General features: G+C 46.7%; 15 protein-coding genes. 8 read left to right on the top strand and 7 right to left on the bottom strand.

Going from position 1 to position 17,968, the window contains the following annotated elements:
• The 3 genes from ACJJI5_RS06910 to dcd form a co-directional block, all read right to left on the bottom strand.
• On the bottom strand, nucleotides 1-807 hold the full coding sequence (locus ACJJI5_RS06910) for a TnsA endonuclease N-terminal domain-containing protein (RefSeq protein WP_152454496.1): 807 nt from the start codon (nucleotides 805-807) through the stop codon (nucleotides 1-3).
• A gap of 713 nt (nucleotides 808-1,520) precedes the next feature.
• The gene (locus ACJJI5_RS06905) at nucleotides 1,521-2,729 is read right to left on the bottom strand and encodes a BaiN/RdsA family NAD(P)/FAD-dependent oxidoreductase (protein ID WP_445355865.1); all 1,209 of its coding nucleotides are present in this window, start codon (nucleotides 2,727-2,729) and stop codon (nucleotides 1,521-1,523) included.
• 33 nt (nucleotides 2,730-2,762) lie between these two features.
• Entirely contained in the window at nucleotides 2,763-3,332 is a 570-nt protein-coding gene (gene dcd, locus ACJJI5_RS06900) for a dCTP deaminase (RefSeq protein ID WP_282933840.1), read from the bottom strand.
• Nucleotides 3,333-3,538: 206 nt separating this feature from the next.
• Between dcd and imuA the strand changes: the two genes are divergently transcribed.
• The 3 genes from imuA to ACJJI5_RS06885 all read left to right on the top strand — a co-directional run bounded on the left by imuA (nucleotide 3,539) and on the right by ACJJI5_RS06885 (nucleotide 9,029).
• A complete protein-coding gene (gene imuA / locus ACJJI5_RS06895; RefSeq protein WP_445355864.1) occupies nucleotides 3,539-4,246 on the top strand; it encodes a translesion DNA synthesis-associated protein ImuA in 708 nt (235 codons plus the stop codon).
• 21 nt (nucleotides 4,247-4,267) lie between these two features.
• Nucleotides 4,268-5,773, top strand: coding sequence for a Y-family DNA polymerase (locus ACJJI5_RS06890; RefSeq protein WP_445355863.1), 1,506 nt, complete (start codon nucleotides 4,268-4,270; stop codon nucleotides 5,771-5,773).
• 82 nt (nucleotides 5,774-5,855) lie between these two features.
• Entirely contained in the window at nucleotides 5,856-9,029 is a 3,174-nt protein-coding gene (locus tag ACJJI5_RS06885; protein ID WP_445355862.1) for an error-prone DNA polymerase, read from the top strand.
• Nucleotides 9,030-9,316: 287 nt separating this feature from the next.
• Here ACJJI5_RS06885 and ACJJI5_RS06880 read toward each other — a convergent pair whose 3' ends face one another.
• Nucleotides 9,317-9,985: a hypothetical protein gene (locus tag ACJJI5_RS06880; protein WP_445355861.1), complete on the bottom strand. Its 669-nt coding sequence runs from the start codon at nucleotides 9,983-9,985 to the stop codon at nucleotides 9,317-9,319.
• A 75-nt stretch (nucleotides 9,986-10,060) separates the two neighbouring features.
• Complete coding sequence (locus ACJJI5_RS06875; protein WP_445355860.1) at nucleotides 10,061-10,534, bottom strand: pilin; 474 nt, start codon at nucleotides 10,532-10,534, stop codon at nucleotides 10,061-10,063.
• A 364-nt stretch (nucleotides 10,535-10,898) separates the two neighbouring features.
• On the opposite strand from ACJJI5_RS06875, the gene pilB reads away from it, so the two are divergent.
• The 5 genes from pilB (at nucleotide 10,899) to yacG (ending at nucleotide 16,130) form a co-directional block, all read left to right on the top strand.
• On the top strand, nucleotides 10,899-12,611 hold the full coding sequence (pilB, locus tag ACJJI5_RS06870; protein ID WP_445355859.1) for a type IV-A pilus assembly ATPase PilB: 1,713 nt from the start codon (nucleotides 10,899-10,901) through the stop codon (nucleotides 12,609-12,611).
• 153 nt (nucleotides 12,612-12,764) lie between these two features.
• Nucleotides 12,765-13,979, top strand: coding sequence for a type II secretion system F family protein (locus tag ACJJI5_RS06865; protein ID WP_445355858.1), 1,215 nt, complete (start codon nucleotides 12,765-12,767; stop codon nucleotides 13,977-13,979).
• 11 nt (nucleotides 13,980-13,990) lie between these two features.
• Entirely contained in the window at nucleotides 13,991-14,875 is an 885-nt protein-coding gene (locus tag ACJJI5_RS06860) for a prepilin peptidase (protein ID WP_445355857.1), read from the top strand.
• A gap of 111 nt (nucleotides 14,876-14,986) precedes the next feature.
• On the top strand, nucleotides 14,987-15,610 hold the full coding sequence (coaE, locus tag ACJJI5_RS06855; protein ID WP_445355856.1) for a dephospho-CoA kinase: 624 nt from the start codon (nucleotides 14,987-14,989) through the stop codon (nucleotides 15,608-15,610).
• Between the two features lie 304 nt (nucleotides 15,611-15,914).
• Nucleotides 15,915-16,130 (top strand): DNA gyrase inhibitor YacG, encoded by a 216-nt coding sequence (gene yacG, locus ACJJI5_RS06850; protein ID WP_445355855.1) that lies wholly within the window; start codon nucleotides 15,915-15,917, stop codon nucleotides 16,128-16,130.
• Nucleotides 16,131-16,183: 53 nt separating this feature from the next.
• Here yacG and mutT read toward each other — a convergent pair whose 3' ends face one another.
• Nucleotides 16,184-16,582, bottom strand: coding sequence for an 8-oxo-dGTP diphosphatase MutT (gene mutT, locus ACJJI5_RS06845; RefSeq protein WP_444896376.1), 399 nt, complete (start codon nucleotides 16,580-16,582; stop codon nucleotides 16,184-16,186).
• Between the two features lie 9 nt (nucleotides 16,583-16,591).
• The gene (gene argJ, locus ACJJI5_RS06840; protein ID WP_445355854.1) at nucleotides 16,592-17,794 is read right to left on the bottom strand and encodes a bifunctional glutamate N-acetyltransferase/amino-acid acetyltransferase ArgJ; all 1,203 of its coding nucleotides are present in this window, start codon (nucleotides 17,792-17,794) and stop codon (nucleotides 16,592-16,594) included.
• Nucleotides 17,795-17,968: the final 174 nt, after the last annotated feature.

Here is a 17,968-nt window from a genome sequence, read left to right as displayed (position 1 = left end):
TTACCTACCGATTGATGAAAGAATATTTGTTATATCTATAACTCCAGACTCTGCTATCGGTTTACTTAAGTCTACCTCAACTTTCTTAATAGCGATTAAATGCTTCAAAAGTACTAAAGCTTCATCGTTCTTAACATCTACATTTTTACAGAATCCATTGCATATATCTTCGATCAAATTGATCCCGACATGTAATGTCTTTATGGCTTGCTTTTCTATACTTTCCTTAAATCTACGTCCTTGTCTATATGCAGAGGTAAACCACTGAATATTTTTAGATTGAATAACCGATATTTCATTCATAGTATATATATGGAAATTTACCCCCAGAAGCTCCCACCAAATACGTTCAATTTCTAATTTTTCAGCTGTACGCTTTATTGATAGTTCTTGGGCTGATTTAACAGAGATAGCCTCATACCAAAAGTCGTGTTTATCTGTGCAAGTCAAAACAAAGTCTGTAGTCATGACATTGTATGATCCAGAACCAGGCACTTTTGGATGATTTATATCTAGATTCTTTGCAATCTTGATAGAAAAGTCTAGGGGGAGAAGGGGAAACTGTTCCCTTATATCGATTACTGAATCACAGTTTTCAACCAGATAGAAGAGACAGCTTTCGTTTTCTGAGAGGGTATGATGCTCTCTATTAACTTTAATACCCTGAATTTTTCCACTATTTCCCTTAGATTTAACATCCTGAACTCTCAGCCAGGGTTTGTATTCTTCTCCAGCTCCCAGCCCATACTTGTTTTTCAGAGCTCTTTGAAAATCAGTTAGCCTCTCTAACCTTCTGTGTCGCGCCAAAACTTTTCACCCCAATCTGATTTATGACTAAAGTATTAACATCTTAGGTCTGTAAGATTTATTAATCCGGTATCTATAGTATACATACTGAGGTCATATTTAAGTGGTTGTGTTCATCCTTATTCAAACATTATGAAATTTAGCAGATCTTACAAATTCGTAGGACCGCTACGCCTAAACCGTAGAGTGTTTCTACCTATTATAAATCTGATTTTTTTATGTTATATGATTTAAGGATTGTCTTGATAATTTCTTATAAAAAGAAAATATCTCATAAAATTTTCAGCCAAAGTAAATCTACTATGAGTCATAGAAATAGGCTCTATGACTCATTTAATGGGTATTTTGTGAGTCATAGAAATAGGCTCTATGACTCATTTAATGAGTATTTTGTGAGCCATATAAAGCCTTACACAACTTCTGAGCTTGGCTTAAAATACGGAAGGCCTTAAAAGGTGGCATTCAAATCAACAGTTTGCACTTAATATCTATATATAAGATTTGGTTTGTTATCGATTTTGAACTAGTAACGAAGGATATATTGTTATATTCATCCTCATTTATTCCTGCTGCATAGGCTGCACGACTACCTCTCCCGCTGAGTGCACTCGCAGATGTGGCAATATTCACACTTTATAATTAGTGTTCAAACTTTATTATTCAGTGTTCAAACTTTTTCTACAGTGTTCAAACTTTATTGTACCGGCACACCATTAAGCCACCTCTCCTGCAGCATGACCTGAAGCCCAAGCCCATTGGAAATTGAACCCGCCGAGCCAGCCGGTTACGTCGAGAACCTCGCCAATAAAATAAAGCCCCTGCCGGGTTTTACATTCCATAGTACGGGAAGAGACCTGTGCAGTATCGACTCCACCTAATGTTACCTCAGCAGTGCGATAACCCTCAGTGCCCGCCGGTACCAATTTCCAGCTTTGCAACTTTTCCCCAGCTTGCTGTAATTCCCCCTCCCCAAACTGTTTTAGGGGGCGGCTGGTAATTTGCGCTCGCTGCAGGAAAAACTGTACCAACTTTTTGCTCCAAACCTCAGCCAAAACGCTGTGCAAGTGGCTATCCGGGCTCTGATGTCGGCGCAGCGGTAACCACTTTGCCAGATTTTTCTCTGGAGCCAAGTCAAATATTACCGTTTGACCTTCTCGCCAGTGGCTGGAAACTTGCAAAACCGCTGGCCCACTCAGCCCCCTGTGAGTGAACAGCATCTGCTCCTGGAAACTACCTTCAGCGCAAGAAGCGGTCACTGATAGAGAGGTGCCGGGCAGGGTACCCTGACGCTCTAATTGCCGTTTATGCTGGGTGAATGGCACTAGCGCTGCTCGAGTTGGGACTACATCAAGCCCAAACTGCTTAGCGATCTCATATCCAAACCCGCTCGCCCCCATGGTGGGAATAGAAAGGCCTCCAGTAGCCACGACCAAGGATTCACAGGTAACCGTCCCCATACTGGTTTCGACCCTATACCCCTGCCCCAAAGCTCGAATTTGAGTAATGCTACAGCGCGTGCGGATCTGTGCCTTAGCCGCACGGCATTCCGCTAGTAACAAGTCGACAATATCCCTTGATTTATTGTCGCAAAAGAGCTGACCGAGAGTTTTCTCGTGATAGGCAACCCCGTGCTTTTCCACCAATGCAATAAAGTCCCACTGGCTATAGCGAGCTAAGGCGGACTTACAGAAATGGGGGTTGTTACTGTAGAAGTTCTCTGCACTGGTGTAGAGATTGGTAAAGTTGCAACGGCCACCACCAGACATCAGGATTTTCTTTCCGACTTTGTTGGCGTGGTCCAGGACCAACACGTTGCGCCCGCGCTGGCCCGCTGTAGCCGCGCACATTAGTCCAGCTGCCCCAGCGCCAATGACCAATGCATCGACGCTTTCAGGTAGCTGGCTGGTAGAAACCTCTGTCATAGGTAGGAAATAGTACTGCAGTAAGACCGGTGATCAGGTGCGAGGCAGGGTAACGCCGCGCTGGCCCTGGTATTTGCCACCACGATCGGCATAGGACACATCACAAACTTCATCGGATTCGAAGAACAGCATCTGTGCCACACCCTCGTTGGCATAGATCTTCGCAGGCAAGTTAGTGGTATTGGAGAACTCCAAAGTCACATGACCTTCCCACTCCGGCTCCAGTGGCGTCACATTGACGATTATACCGCAACGGGCATAAGTGGATTTACCCAAGCAAACCGTCAATACAGAGCGCGGGATACGGAAATACTCCACTGTACGCGCCAGGGCAAAGGAGTTTGGCGGAATAATGCAGTGGTCGCCTTCAACATCCACAAAGCTGTTTTCATCGAAGGTCTTGGGATCAACTGTCGCTGAGTGAACATTGGTAAAAATCTTAAATTCACGAGCACAGCGAACATCGTAGCCATAGCTGGAGGTGCCATAGGAGATGAGTCGATCGCCATTATCGTTATGACGCACCTGACCGGCCTCAAAAGGCTCAATCATACCGTGCTGCTCTGCCATGCGGCGAATCCACTTGTCGGACTTGATACTCACTCCGTCCCCCCTGAATAGAATAATTAGTGCTCAATTAAAGAGGCGGAATCATAGCCGGTTTAGGCTGTGCAAAAAAGTGCCTATCCAATGAATTCTCACTTGTTGCCACTGGATAGATACTGTATAAATAGACAGCATCACTGTATACACATACAGCTTAAGACGAAGATAGTGGCCAGATCGGACTAAAATTCAGTGGTGGAATCGTGGGCAGCGCAGAAAACTTCATTGAAAACAATCAGTTAGACAGCCAGGCAAAACACCAGAAACTGGCACAGCTACTCACCAGAGCCGACATCTGGCAAGCAGCGAATGAACCCCGACGACAGCGAAACGGCATCGCCAGTGGTTATCCAAGCCTCGATGCCCTCCTAGCGAACCACGGCTGGCCAAGAGGGGCCACTACTGAGCTACTCATAGACCAGATGGGTATCGGTGAACTCACCCTGATACTTCCGGCCCTGGCAAATCTCACTCAGAGGGGGCAAATGGTCATACTGGTCAATCCACCCCATATCCCCTATGCGCCCTCATTGGCCAACAGTGGTATCCGCCTTGAGAACCTGCTGATCCTGCACCCCCGAGGCCCCAAGGATACTCTCTGGGCGATCGAGCAGTCCCTACAGTCCGGAAGCTGTGGTGCCTTACTCAGCTGGCAGGGGCGACAATCCCTGAGCCATAAAGATCTTCGTCGCCTGCAACTCGCTGCCCGCAATGGGGACTGTCTGCACTTCCACTTTCGCCCTCAGTGTGAAACAGCAAACCCCTCACCCGCGAGCTTGCGCCTACAGCTCACACCCAGGGAAGGAGAGCTGGCGCTAAGGCTTTTAAAACAATTGGGTGGAAACTCTGGCCAAAACCTCTATTTGGCAAGAGCAGCAAAACTGGTCCGACGGGACCAACCAATGCACTGAACGGTTTCAAGGGGTAACTCCATGCTATGGCTTTGTATTCAATTCCCCAGGCTTCCGTTAGAAGTTCTGACCCGCGCTCAGCAACAAGGAGAAGAGGCTCTACCCCAAGTTGTGGTTGAAAAACAGTTGGTGATTGATAGAAACCCAGCGGCATCCCAATGCGGCGTTGAGACCGGGCTCAGTATTGCCACTGCGTCTGCTCTCTGTGCAGACCTACAGCTGCTACAACGCGATTCCCAGCGGGAACAACAAGAGTTACAGCATCTGGCCCAGTGGGCATACAGCTTTACACCACTTGTATCACCTCAGTCCGCAGGGCCTATGAGCAATGGTGAGAGCACTCCCGCCCACCTCTTCCTGGAGCTGAGCGGCTGCCTAAAGGCCAGCGGTGGCTTCAAGGCATTGATACAGCAGCTGAGCGATGAGCTTGAGCAGATGGGAATCCACAGCCTGATGGGCCTCGGCCACAGCCCCAGTGCAGCTCATATGCTAAGCCAACTGACCGAACACCGGCACTGGCTTGCGCAATCAGATTCTCCGCCCAGCCCTCAGCAGTGGAAACAGTGGATTAGCTTTGCCCCATCCAAGCTCCTTAGTTGCGACAACAAAACTATTTCCAAGCTCTACGCATGTGGTATCAAGCGAGTAAGCCAGCTGCTCGCTATTCCACTCTCTGAGGTAGGCTCTCGTTTTGGTCGCCCATTTGTGGACTACCTGGCACGCCTGAACGGAACTCGCCAAGATCCAGTCTGTAGTTATCAGCCCCCAGCACAATTCCGCAGCGAGCTATTTTTCCCCAGCCCCTTGGATAATAGCGAACAGCTGCTATTTCCTATCGGTCGCCTACTAAGGGAATTATGCTCCCAGTTGCAGCGACGCCAGCTTTACACACAACAGTTAAATTGGCATATGGATTTCGGCCAAAATAAATCTCAGGAAATAACCGTAGAACTCTCCACTCCGCAGTTGGACCCTCAACGCCTAATAGCACTAACCAAGCTGCAAATGGAAAGAGTAACTCTTGATCAGCCAGTGCAGTCCATCAGCTTAAATTGCAAGCATTTACTCCCCTTGGAGCAGGGATCACTGGATGAAGATTTATTTGGTGAAGGCAGCCAACATAAACGCAGTCAACAGCTATTAGACAAATTAAAAGCCCGCCTCGGTCATCAAGCACTCTCGGGAATTGGCCTAAAAGAAAGCTACCTACCAGAGCAGGCCTGGCAAAATACAGATACCCTGATAATTAAAAGTAACGCTAAGGGACAGCAAATTAAGCCCATCCAAGCACCGCGCCCCAATTGGCTATTAGCTCATCCAACCAAACTGGAAAGTAGCGAGCACAAATTATTTTATCAGGGAGAGCTACAACTATTACAGGGGCCAGAGCGAATTGATGGCTATTGGTGGCAGCACGGGCGTCATGGGCGGGATTACTATATCGCAAGAAATAAAAGAGATGAGCTCTACTGGGTCTTTCAGGATCTTACAACCGAAGAGTGGTTTTTACATGGCGTTTATAGCTAAGCCTAAACCCCTTTCTTAATACTGATCTTCACCAAAACCCAAATCCCATCACAATCAACAGATAGACGCCGAGAGAATCAGCATGAGGTACGCCGAACTCTATTGTCAAAGCAATTTTTCTTTTCTGCAGGGGGCATCGCATCCGCAGGAATTAGTCCACACTGCTTACAACCTGCAATATACAGCCCTTGCTATCACCGATGAATGCTCCCTTTCCGGAGCCGTTAGAGCCTATAAAGAACTTGAAACCATCAAGTCTACAGACTCTAAAAATCCCGAGTTTAAACTAATTTTTGGCAGTTATTTCCGGCTCCATAACAGCATAGAAATAGTTCTACTGGCTCCGGACAAAACTGCCTACAGCGAGCTATGCCAGTTAATTTCAAAATCACGCTTAAGGGCAAAAAAAGGAACCTACATTACTTATCAAAGTGACCTGGTAGAGTTATGCAAAAACCTAATTGCCATCTGGATTCCAAATTTTAATAAGATAGAAATACCTGAAGAAATCAAGAAAACCTTCAGCGAACGGCTTTACATTGCCATCAACAATCACCTACACGCAGAGGAAAGCCTTAAGTCCAATAGAATTAGTGAGCTTGCAAGAAGAGAGAATATTTCCTTGGTTGCAACCAATCATGTCTTGATGCACTGCTATAGCCGAAAGCCACTACAAGATGTACTCAACGCAAATTACCATAACTGTACCCTGGATAATCTAGGGTATCGTATTGAGCAAAATGCTGAACGTTATCTTCGCAGCTTAGGTGATATCCAGTCGTTACACTCCAAAGAGTCTATAGACAATACCAACCTCATTGCCAAACAGTGTACTTTTTGCTTGAGCGAACTCAGTTACGAATACCCATCAGAAGTTATCCCTCAAGAAAGTAATGCGAGCAGCTATTTAAAAAAGCTAGTACAAATAGGAAGGGCTGCTCGCTGGCCACAGGGTCCTGAAAAGAGAATTGATGAGATTATCAATAAAGAACTCGCAATAATAGCAGAACTGCAATATGAGCATTACTTTCTAACCATTTACGATATAATCCAGTTTGCCCGCGAAAATCATATCTTGTACCAGGGACGTGGCTCCGCAGCCAATTCAGTAGTTTGCTACTGCCTATTCATCACAGAGATAGATCCTCATAAAATTGGATTGCTATTTGAACGGTTTATCTCACGGGAACGCAATGAACCCCCAGATATTGATGTAGACTTTGAGCACGAACGACGTGAAGAAGTTATTCAGTATATTTACACAAAATATAGCCGCGAAAGAGCTGGACTTACCGCTAGTAAGATCACCTACCGCTTTAAAAGCGCCGTAAGGGATATCGGCAAAGCCCTTGGTATCAACGCTGCCACAATAGAACAACTTATTGCTGAACGCGCCTGGTGGGACACTCTAGATAGCTTCCCCCAACAAATGCAGAAAGTGGGAATAGATCCGAGCAGTGCAATAGGAAAAATGTTCCCGCAGTTACTGCAGCAAATATATGGCTTTCCAAGACATCTATCGCAACATGTAGGCGGTTTTGTTATTACAGAACAACCATTACACCAGCTGGTTCCAATTGAAAATGCCGCTATGGAGGATCGCACCCTAATCCAATGGGACAAAGAGGATATCGAAGATTTAAAACTAATGAAGGTCGATGTGCTCGCGCTGGGTATGCTGACTGCACTGCGTAAATCCCTGAATTATATTGCTCTATACGGCCCCAAATTGCGATTGCAGGATATTCCCGGCGAAGACTCACAGGTCTACGAAATGATGTGCAAGGCCGATACCGTTGGAGTCTTTCAAATTGAATCTCGCGCTCAAATGAGCATGTTGCCAAGATTACAACCTCGAAATTTTTATGAGCTTACTATAGAAATCGCCATTGTCCGCCCCGGGCCAATTCAAGGCGGCATGGTACACCCCTATTTGAAACGCAAGCAGGGATTGGAGACCGTGCGCTATCCTCATAACAGTTTACGTCCAGTGCTTGAGCGCACTCTCGGTGTTCCTATATTTCAAGAACAAGTTATTCAACTATCGATGGTCGCAGCAGGGTTTAGCGGCGGTGAAGCGGATGAGCTTCGCCGAGCCATGGCCAGCTGGGGAAAAAATGGGGACTTGTATAGATTTAAAGATAAATTAGTCCAAGGAATGCAGAGCAATGGCTATAGGGAAGATTTCGCTGAACAATTATTTAATCAAATGAAAGGATTTGGCTCTTACGGTTTCCCAGAATCTCATTCTGCTAGCTTCGCACTTTTAGCCTACTTCTCCGCCTGGATAAAACGTCATCACCCAGCGGCCTTCTACTGCGGACTACTCAATAGCCAACCTATGGGCTTCTATGCCCCGGCGCAACTGGTTTATGACGCCCAGCGACATGGGGTTAAGGTACTACCCATTGATGTGCTCTATAGCGTTTGGGACCATAACGTAGAAGTACTAGGTTCTTCTTTTTCACATACCCTACCTGTTATAAATTATAAGAATAGAGACAAACAACAAACCAATAATTCATCTTTGGCATCCAGTCAAAAAATAAGCAATGGGTCCACAGTAGCTGCCGTTCGTTTAGGTATGCGTCTAATTAAAGGGCTCAAAGAAACTACAGCAGAAACTATTAGAAAATTAAGAAGCAAAGAAAGAATTCACTCCCTGGCACAGGTACAAAGTTGCACAAACATTGAAAAGGATCAACTTACTCATCTAGTCAGAGCCAATGCTTTTGCCTCATTTGGTCAAAACCGCTACCGAGATAGCTGGGCCTCCTTAGGCCGCAAGAAAATTGATCGTGAGCTCTATTTTCAAACTAAAACCACAATAAAAGATAACACCGATAGTGATTACCAGAGCATTGACCTATCTTTAGCAGAGCACCCAGTTGCGATTTTGCGCAGGAAGAAACGCTTTCAAAAGTGTGCTTTTGCCAAGGACCTTCCTCATTGCAGAGACAACCAATATATTAGTGCAATAGGAGTAGTTACCTGCAGACAAAGGCCAGGAAGTGCTTCAGGGGTTATATTTTTAACGCTTGAAGATGAAACTGGCTCTGTCAATGTGGTACTTCACAAAGCCCTACAAGAAAAATACAGAACCGAAATCATAAGCAGGAAAGTTTTATTGATTAGCGGGTTATTGCAGTCGATAAATAACAGCGATCAAAATACTTATAAAACAATACACTTGGTTGGACATAAACTAGAAAGCTTAAAATGGGAAACCACTCAAAAGACTAGAGACTTTTTCTAACCGCAAATGAATACTCACCGACTCTACTAGGAAATTGAAGATCATTATCCCCTGGCATACCTAGGAAATACTGGATCTTATGAAAATGACCTCATAATAAAATAACCCCAAACAAGCACCAGACAACTGCTACACCCGCACAAGCAAAAGAGGAGGGCGTGCGGGCTCCGGGCCGGTTAGCCTCCACGCAAACAACCTAAAAACCTCACATGAACCCAATGAAAATTCCAGCAGATATACGAGCGCCACTTATACTAGCTACCTAGTGCGAGCATGTGTTACGAGTGCTATAGCTTAGAAAGCAGTTCAACAACCTCTCCCGAACGAACATCAACCAATAGCTCTCCACGATAATACCGCGCTGAGTAACTATGGACTTTCAAGTAGTCCTTTTTATCTTGCTGAATTTCCTCTACCCGCTCAAAGCTATTCTTCCCGTAAGGAGCATATAAATTTACATTAGTAGCAATATCCTCCCCCATAAAGTCCCACATTGACAAGATGAGCTCTCGATCAACTGCATAATCCGGCAACTCCAAAGAAACCCAAGTTGGCCCAAGCCAAGAGATATGCCCTACCACATCTTCGTGCTGGACATTATTATTTTCAAAAGAGTATTTATTGACGGTCGAGAAGCTTCCATCATAGTAAGCAACTACCAAGGGGCGGCTATCTCCAACAACCCACATACCACCAACAATACATAAAAGTTGTAAACAACCAACAACTGCCAAATCCTTACGCAAACTCGCCTTAGCTTTATTAAACACAAGTAGCGTCAATAACGGACCTATTATCAAATCCACACCGGCAATTATTTTTATGCCTTGCCAGCCACCGTCCACCTCAAATAAAAAGCCTGGAAACCAAACCCAGCGAATAAAAGCCCCAAGTATAATAAATAACAGAAAGCTAATAGCGAGATGTATAGAGAATGCTTGTAAACGATCTTTCACTTAACTAACAAATATAGAATTAAAAAATAAACAAAAAAAAGGGCGTGAAATCACGCCCTTTAAGTACTCTAAGCCTTAGCCTTGGCAGGTTCCCGGCAGAAGTTTACGCGGGTATGCATTAGTACCAGGACCACACTTCCACTCATAGATTTGCTTGCCACCGTCAGTGCTACCTGTAACAGCAGTTCCTTTATCATCAACATAAGGGGTCAAATCAATTTCATTGGTAGAGGCTGTCAGCCCAGTGAGAGTAGCATCATTGCCAACAATGGTGATCACACCATCTGCTGAAACGGATCCTGACTTAACATACTTTGTTGCCTTGAACTCACAAAGATTAGGCAAAACTGCTGATACATCCGCCGTGAGTGAATTTTGAACAACGTCAGTCACTGCCGTACGGCACGAGGAAGCTGCCAGAATTACTTCAGTACCTTTTGCTTTCGAGGTGTAATCCTGATAGGCGGGCAGCGCAACAGCCGCCAAAATACCAATGATCGCTACCACGATCATCAATTCAATAAGAGTAAAACCCTGTTGCTTTTTCATTGTAACCGTCTCCATACAGACTTTTAATTAAGTGAATTCCGTGAGGAAGTCGCGGAACAATATACAAGCTTCATGCCAAGAGTGACAAGCTCCAATACCACTGCCAATTTCAAGCTGTGCTTTAAAAGCGCGCTACCTTGTAGCTCACGCAGAAAGCACAGATGCTGACAAATTCCAATAGGTAGTGACGAAAATTGTCACTACCCTGCATTAATCGGCGCTATCTCACAACCTGCCCATACACTCCATACACCACGGTCCTCTTACTCCCTTCCCTTGCATCCACTGTTATAATGGCGAAAACTTCAAGTGCAGGGATTGGCGACTTCGCTCCCCAGCGAAACTAAATGCGGCAGTATTAACTATGACAACCCCCTTGTTAAGCGGACTGGCCAAGCGATTAGTAGCAGACCAGATTTTGGAGGAAAGTACAGCAGAGGAGGCTATTAAGGCCGCTAAACGAGAAGGCCTAACTTTTGCGCAGCATGCCGTTGAATCCAAGCTTCTTAGTAGCAAAGAGCTCGCAAAAATTGCCATGCAAGCCTTTGGATGTCCACTTTTTGACCTTGGCAGTTATGACTTTGATCTTATCCCCAAGAATATCGTGGATGAAAAATTAATCAGCAAACACTTTACTCTTCCGCTTATTAGGCGTGGGAGTCGATTATTTGTTGCGGTTGCTGATCCCGCCAACCTCTCTGCCCTCACTGAGATCAACTTTAATACCGGGCTAAATACCGATGCAGTCCTTGTTGAAGCCGATAAACTAGCCAAAGCTATAGAGAGCTATTTATCTGGCAGTGATGATATTAGCTCAAGACTCGGTGATATAGACGACGAAGCCCTTGATGGATTAGATGTAGATGATACGGAGACCGAACAAAACAGTGACAGTGAACCCGGCGGTGACGAAGCCCCTGTCGTCAGATTTGTAAACAAGGTCTTACTTGACGCAATAAGAACCGGCGCTTCGGACATTCACTTTGAGCCCTACGAGAAATCTTTTCGTGTGCGCTTTCGCACTGACGGGATTCTACATGAAATTGCCAAACCTCCCATACAATTGGCAACACGCTTGTCCGCTCGCCTAAAAGTGATGTCCAAGATGGATATCTCCGAACGTCGGGTTCCTCAAGACGGCCGAATAAAAATGAAACTGTCGAAAACCAAGGCTATCGACTTCCGAGTAAACAGCTTACCCACCCTCTGGGGGGAAAAAATCGTACTTCGTATACTAGATCCATCCTCGGCCAAGCTTGGTATTGACGCTCTAGGCTATGAAGATGCGCAGAAAAAGCTCTACATGGATGCCCTTGCACAACCCCAAGGGATGATTCTGGTTACAGGGCCCACCGGCTCAGGTAAAACGGTCTCTCTCTACACTGGCCTAAATATTCTAAATACTCCAGAGCGCAATATTTCCACCGCGGAAGACCCTGTTGAAATCAATCTAGAAGGCATAAACCAAGTTAACGTATCAACCAAGGTCGGGCTCAATTTCGCCGAAGCACTCCGCTCCTTTTTAAGACAAGATCCCGACATTGTTATGGTGGGGGAGATCAGGGACTTAGAAACTGCTGAAATTGCAATTAAAGCAGCGCAAACGGGCCACCTAGTATTATCAACTCTACATACCAACTCCGCCCCCGAAACCCTAACTCGACTTATGAATATGGGGGTACCCACCTTCAATATCGCCACATCCGTAAGTGTAATTATTGCACAGCGCCTGGCTCGCAGACTATGTGGCGAATGTAAAAAACCAATCACATTGCCAGGTGAGGTACTAAAAGCTGAAGGTTTTTCTACAGTCACTATCCCTGAAAAGGAGTGGACAATTTTTCAGCCGGTTGGGTGCGAACACTGCTCTAAGGGTTACAAGGGTCGCGTAGGTGTATATGAAGTAGTTCGCATTACAGACAGTATCTCCAGAATTATAATGGAAGGCGGTAACTCAATACAGATTGCCGACCAAGCCCTTAAGGAGGGCTTTAATAACCTAAGGATTTCAGCTTTAAGAAAAGTTGTAATGGGAGTCATCAGCCTGGAAGAGGCAAATAGGGTCACCCAGGACTAGCAGAGCCTTCGGAGACGCATAGCGTACTTGAAATTTTGCAGGGAACCTTTTAGCCCCACTTTAGAGTTATTACTAGAATAAGCTAAGAATAAAAGGCTATCTTTTGCAAGTTTGACAGCCTTTTATGAGAGATTGAAAACAGGAACAGTAACCATGGCTAATGCCACAGCAGTTGAGTACATCTATAAAGGCATAGATCGCAAGGGTACCAAGGTGCAAGGGGAGATTAGCGGGACCAGCCCGGCCTTAGTCAAAGCCCAGTTGCGAAAGCAAGGTATTATTGCCAATCGGGTGCAAAAAAAACCAAAGGCTCTGTTTGGTAGTGGAAAGAAGAAAGTAAAACCAGCGGATATCGCACTCTTTACTCGCCAAATGGCCACCATGATGAAAGCCGGTGTTCCTTTGGTGCAGAGTTTTGAAATTGTTGCTGATGGCTTAGATAATCAGGGGGTTAGAGAGTTAATACTCAAAATCAAGGAGGATGTCGCCTCAGGAACTACATTTGCGGATGCCCTGCGTAAGCATCCTTTGTACTTCGACAATCTTTTCTGCAATTTAGTAGCCTCTGGTGAGCAATCTGGCGCACTTGAAACAATGCTAGATAGGATCGCGACCTATAAAGAAAAAACTGAAGCATTAAAAGCAAAAATTAAGAAAGCAATGACTTACCCTATTGCAGTTATAGTAGTAGCGATAGTTGTAACTTCTATACTGCTTATTAAGGTAGTTCCTCAGTTCGCTGAGACATTTTCAGGCTTTGGCGCTGATTTACCAGCCTTTACCAAGTTTGTAGTCAGCTTATCTGAGTGGATGCAACGTAACTGGCTTATTCTTCTAGCCGCTGCTGTCATCGGAATAGGCGGTCTACTTGAAGCGAAAAAACGCAATAAAAGCGTTGCCGAATTTATTGATAGACTTGTACTTAAAATACCTATCCTTGGACAAATAACCTACAATTCAATAGCAGCTCGCTTTGCTCGCACCCTTTCTACAACTTTTGCCGCAGGCGTTCCTTTAATCGATGCCCTAAAATCAGTTTCCGGAGCTACAGGTAATAGTGTTTATGAAGAAGCAACTTTAAAAATTAGGGACGCTGTAGCAACTGGTATTCCTCTTAATGCTGCCCTGCGTTCATCAGGGCTGTTCCCCACCATGCTAATACAAATGACTGCTATTGGTGAAGAATCTGGCGCACTCGATGAAATGCTTGGAAAAGTCGCCGACTTTTATGAGGAGGCTGTAGATAATATGGTCGACAACCTTACCACCTTACTTGAACCCATGATTATGGCTGTGCTCGGCATACTCGTTGGTGGTTTAATGATCGCCATGTATTTACCTATCTTCCAGCTTGGCCAAGTGGTATAAGAAACTTTTTAATGCTCGAGAATCTATCCTTATATCCGGCGCTACTTCTCACTAGCGCCTTTATTTTTGGCGCCCTAATAGGCAGCTTCCTCAACGTTGTAATCTTGCGCCTCCCGGTAATGATGGAACGTAGCTACAAGCGGGATTTCTACAACTACTTTGGCATAAAACCCTCAAGTGAGGAGCAGCGTGAACTAGGCAAGCCCTTTAATTTGGTACTTCCTCACTCCCATTGTCCCAAGTGCAAAGTGGAAATCAAGCCCTGGCAAAATATCCCCATCATTAGCTACCTTTTGCTTCGTGGCAAGTGCGGCTCCTGCGGCACCGCTATTTCCAAGCGCTACCCAATGATAGAACTGATTACCGGCATTCTGACCGCTGTCGTTGTCTGGCAGCTGGGCTTCACTTGGCAGGCACTGGCTGGATGCTTTTTTACCTGGGCCTTGGTCGCCTTAACGGGTATCGATTTTGACAAGCAGCTGCTTCCAGACAGTATTACTCTGCCGTTACTCTGGGCCGGTTTGCTAATCAATATTTGGGGAGCATTTGCTTCTCTGCAGGACGCTGTAATCGGAGCTATCGCCGGCTACCTATCTCTTTGGCTGGTGTTCCACATCTTTAAGATTGTTACCGGCAAGGAAGGTATGGGGGCTGGAGATTTTAAAATCCTGGCAGCCATTGGCGCCTGGTTTGGCTGGCAAGTGCTGCCAATGGTCATCCTACTTTCCGCTGCTGTTGGCGCAGCTGCTGGCATTTCCTGGAGTATCGCCGTAGGACGAGATCGCAACCTGCCCATCGCTTTTGGCCCCTATCTCGCTGGTGCCGGCTGGATCGCTATGCTGTGGGGGGACCGCATTATGAACTGGTATTTCAATATCTCTGGTCTCAGCAGCTAAGCGACCAACTCACCATTCTCCGCCTATTTGCTTTACTATGACCCCGGCCAGCTATCTGGCCGGGGTTTTTATTTATACCGCAACCTTATTTATTCTTGGGGAGGACAGCCATTGTTTACCGTAGGCTTAACCGGCGGGATCGGTAGCGGAAAGTCAGCAGCAGCTGGGTATTTCCGTGGCCTGGGAATTAATGTAGTAGATGCAGACTGGGCGGCAAGGGTTGTGGTACAACCGGGAAAGCCCGCCCTGGAACAGATAGCCCGTCACTTCGGGGCCGATGTCTTACTGGAAAGTGGCGAATTAAACCGGAGCAAACTGCGCACACTGATATTTGACGACCCGGGCGAACGGCAATGGCTGGAAAGTCTATTACACCCACTGATTAGAGAAGAAATAACTTCCTCACTGAACGCAAGTCAGGGGCCCTACGCAATATTGGAATCCCCCCTCCTGATTGAGTCAGGCCAATATGAGCTCGTTAACAGGATTTGTGTAGTCGATCTACCCGAGGCTTTGCAGCTTGAGCGCGCCAGTGCACGAGATAACAGTCAGCGGGAGCAGATTCGCAAAATCATGGCGGCCCAGCTAAAAAGGGAACAACGACTAGAGAAGGCGGATGACGTACTGGATAACGCTAGTGACTTAGCCTCACTCAAAGCTCAAGTAGAGCAGCTCCACCGGGAATACTTACGGATTGCTCGGCTGGAACAATCGAGCCAAGGAGCCTCTGAATAACTCCGTAATGCCTCTGCGGGCCTTGAGGGTTGCAGATGTTAGGCGCAGCTCGCCGCGAATGGCCGCAGCCCTTTGCTAGAGCTGCAACGCAGCAGCTGTGGCCTTCAAGGCCCGCCCTTCGGGGCTTGCAGAGCGATTCACACTCTGCGTTGCGACCTCTTGAAAGGTCTAGACATTCCTGCGAAGCCGCGCCTTGATTGTGAACCGCTCTGCATGCCAGAGGTATCACGGAGTTATTCAGAGGCTCCGTAAGTTAATTAGAGTACAATTCCGATTCAGATCACTTTAGAGCCCAAGCTAACTTATGCCTAAATCCAGCGTAACGCCGACACTCAACTGCCCTACCTGCAAAAAGCCCATTGAGTGGAGCGATAAGTTTCCCTTCAAACCTTTTTGTAGCGAACGTTGCAAGCTGATTGATCTCGGCGAATGGGCTAGTGAGGGACACAAGATTCCCGGGGAGTCAGTGTATGACGATGTGCTGAGTGATAACCTGGACCCGAACAAGCCCCGCCATTAAGGCCATCCAACCCACTTGAACAGCTGCCTGCAAGCAGCTGTTCAAGATGAAGCTTAGGAGAAACGCCCTTTTACCGCTTCAATAATTGCTTGATTGGCATCGGGGAATTGGAAGTTATCCAGCTCCCCAGCAGACACCCACTTGATTTCCTGCTGCTCTAGTCCAAGAGCCTCACCCGTGAACTGCGTTACCTGCCAGGTATCCAGCAGCACGGTTTTTTCAGGGTAATCGTGACGAATTTCTACCAGAGGCTGCAACTCCTGTACTTCAATAGCCACTTCTTCAAGTAGCTCCCTATAGAGCGCCTCCTGCACAGACTCACCAGCTTCCACCTTGCCACCGGGAAATTCCCAGCGCCCCCCCATATGCAAATGGTCGGGACGGCGGGCAATCAGGATCTTGCCGTCCCCTCGGGTTACTACACCGACAGCAACATGGACAACCTTACTCACTCTACTACCTCAAGTCCGATATTCTGCGTTGATGGTGACATACTCGTGAGAGAAGTCACAGGTCCAGATGTGCTCACTGCTGGCACCGCGACCCAGCTCTATACGGATAGTAAATTCAGGTTTTGAAAATACCTGCTCTCCAGCCTGCTCTTGATATCCAGATGCGCGCCCACCGGCACTTACTACCTGCACATTATCGAGGAAAATCTCCACCTTATCGGTGTCTAATTCGCCTTGGATAGCATTGCCGATCGCCATCACCAGCCGACCCCAGTTGGGGTCTGAGGCATAAAGTGCAGTTTTCACCAGCGGAGAATCACCGACTTCAAAAGCTACCTCCAAGGCCTCTTCACTGCTGAGCGCGCCATCCACTTGTACGGTAACAAACTTGGTCGCTCCCTCACCGTCCCTGACAATGGCCTGGGCCAGCTCTATATGTATTTCCGAAATTGCCCTATACAGCTCCAGGTAGCCAGTATTCTCAGAGCTGCTGATCATCTCCCCCCGCGCACCTGTGGCCATCAAAACACAAGCATCATTCGTCGAGGTATCTCCATCTACGCTAATTCGATTAAATGAGGCCCCGACAACTTCGCGCACCATTTGATCTAGCAGGGGCTGCGTCACACCGGCATCAGTGGCGACATAGGCGAGCATGGTAGCCATATTCGGCTGGATCATGCCGGAACCTTTGGCAATACCGACAACGGCAATCTCTTCACCATTAATCATTAACTTGCGGCTCGCAATCTTTGGCCGGGTGTCCGTAGTCATAATGGACTCGGCCGCCAATTCCCATCCGGCGGGATCAAGCTGTCCAGCAGACCCCGGGATAGCAGTGAGTAACCTCTCCATCGGCAAGTGCTCACCAATGACACCAGTACTAAAAGGCAATACTTGTTCAGCAGAAATCTTCAGTGCATCTGCCACCGCCTCGCAAGTAGCCCGGGCATCCGCCAGTCCCCTTACCCCAGTAGCGGCATTAGCATTGCCGGCATTAACCACCAGGGCTCGCACTTCTCCTTTGGCGATATGCTCTTTGGCCACCGTTACTGGAGCCGCACAAAAAGTATTCTGGGTAAAAGTGGCTGCAACTGAAGTTCCCTCAGCAAGCTCAACCAACAACAGGTCATTGCGTTCCCAGTCTTTGATCCTGGCAGGCACACTGGCGAGGCGAACCCCTTCGACAGCGGGTATGGATAATTCAGGCATAAGAATAACGACTTTGGGCTATCACAGCTGCAGGTAAACCTAGACCCCAGTTCACCCAAACGGAATAGCGGAAATAAATGAGCGGCCGACATTATCAAAGCCGAACCTCAGTAAGGCAAGCCAAAAATAAACTTATCTGCGGGATTAAAATTTTTTTCCGCAGATAATTCTTCT

Source organism: Microbulbifer maximicatervae (SeqCode) (assembly GCF_052467955.1).
Note: the sequence above shows the minus strand (reverse complement) of the source record. Positions and strands in the feature narration are given on the sequence as shown.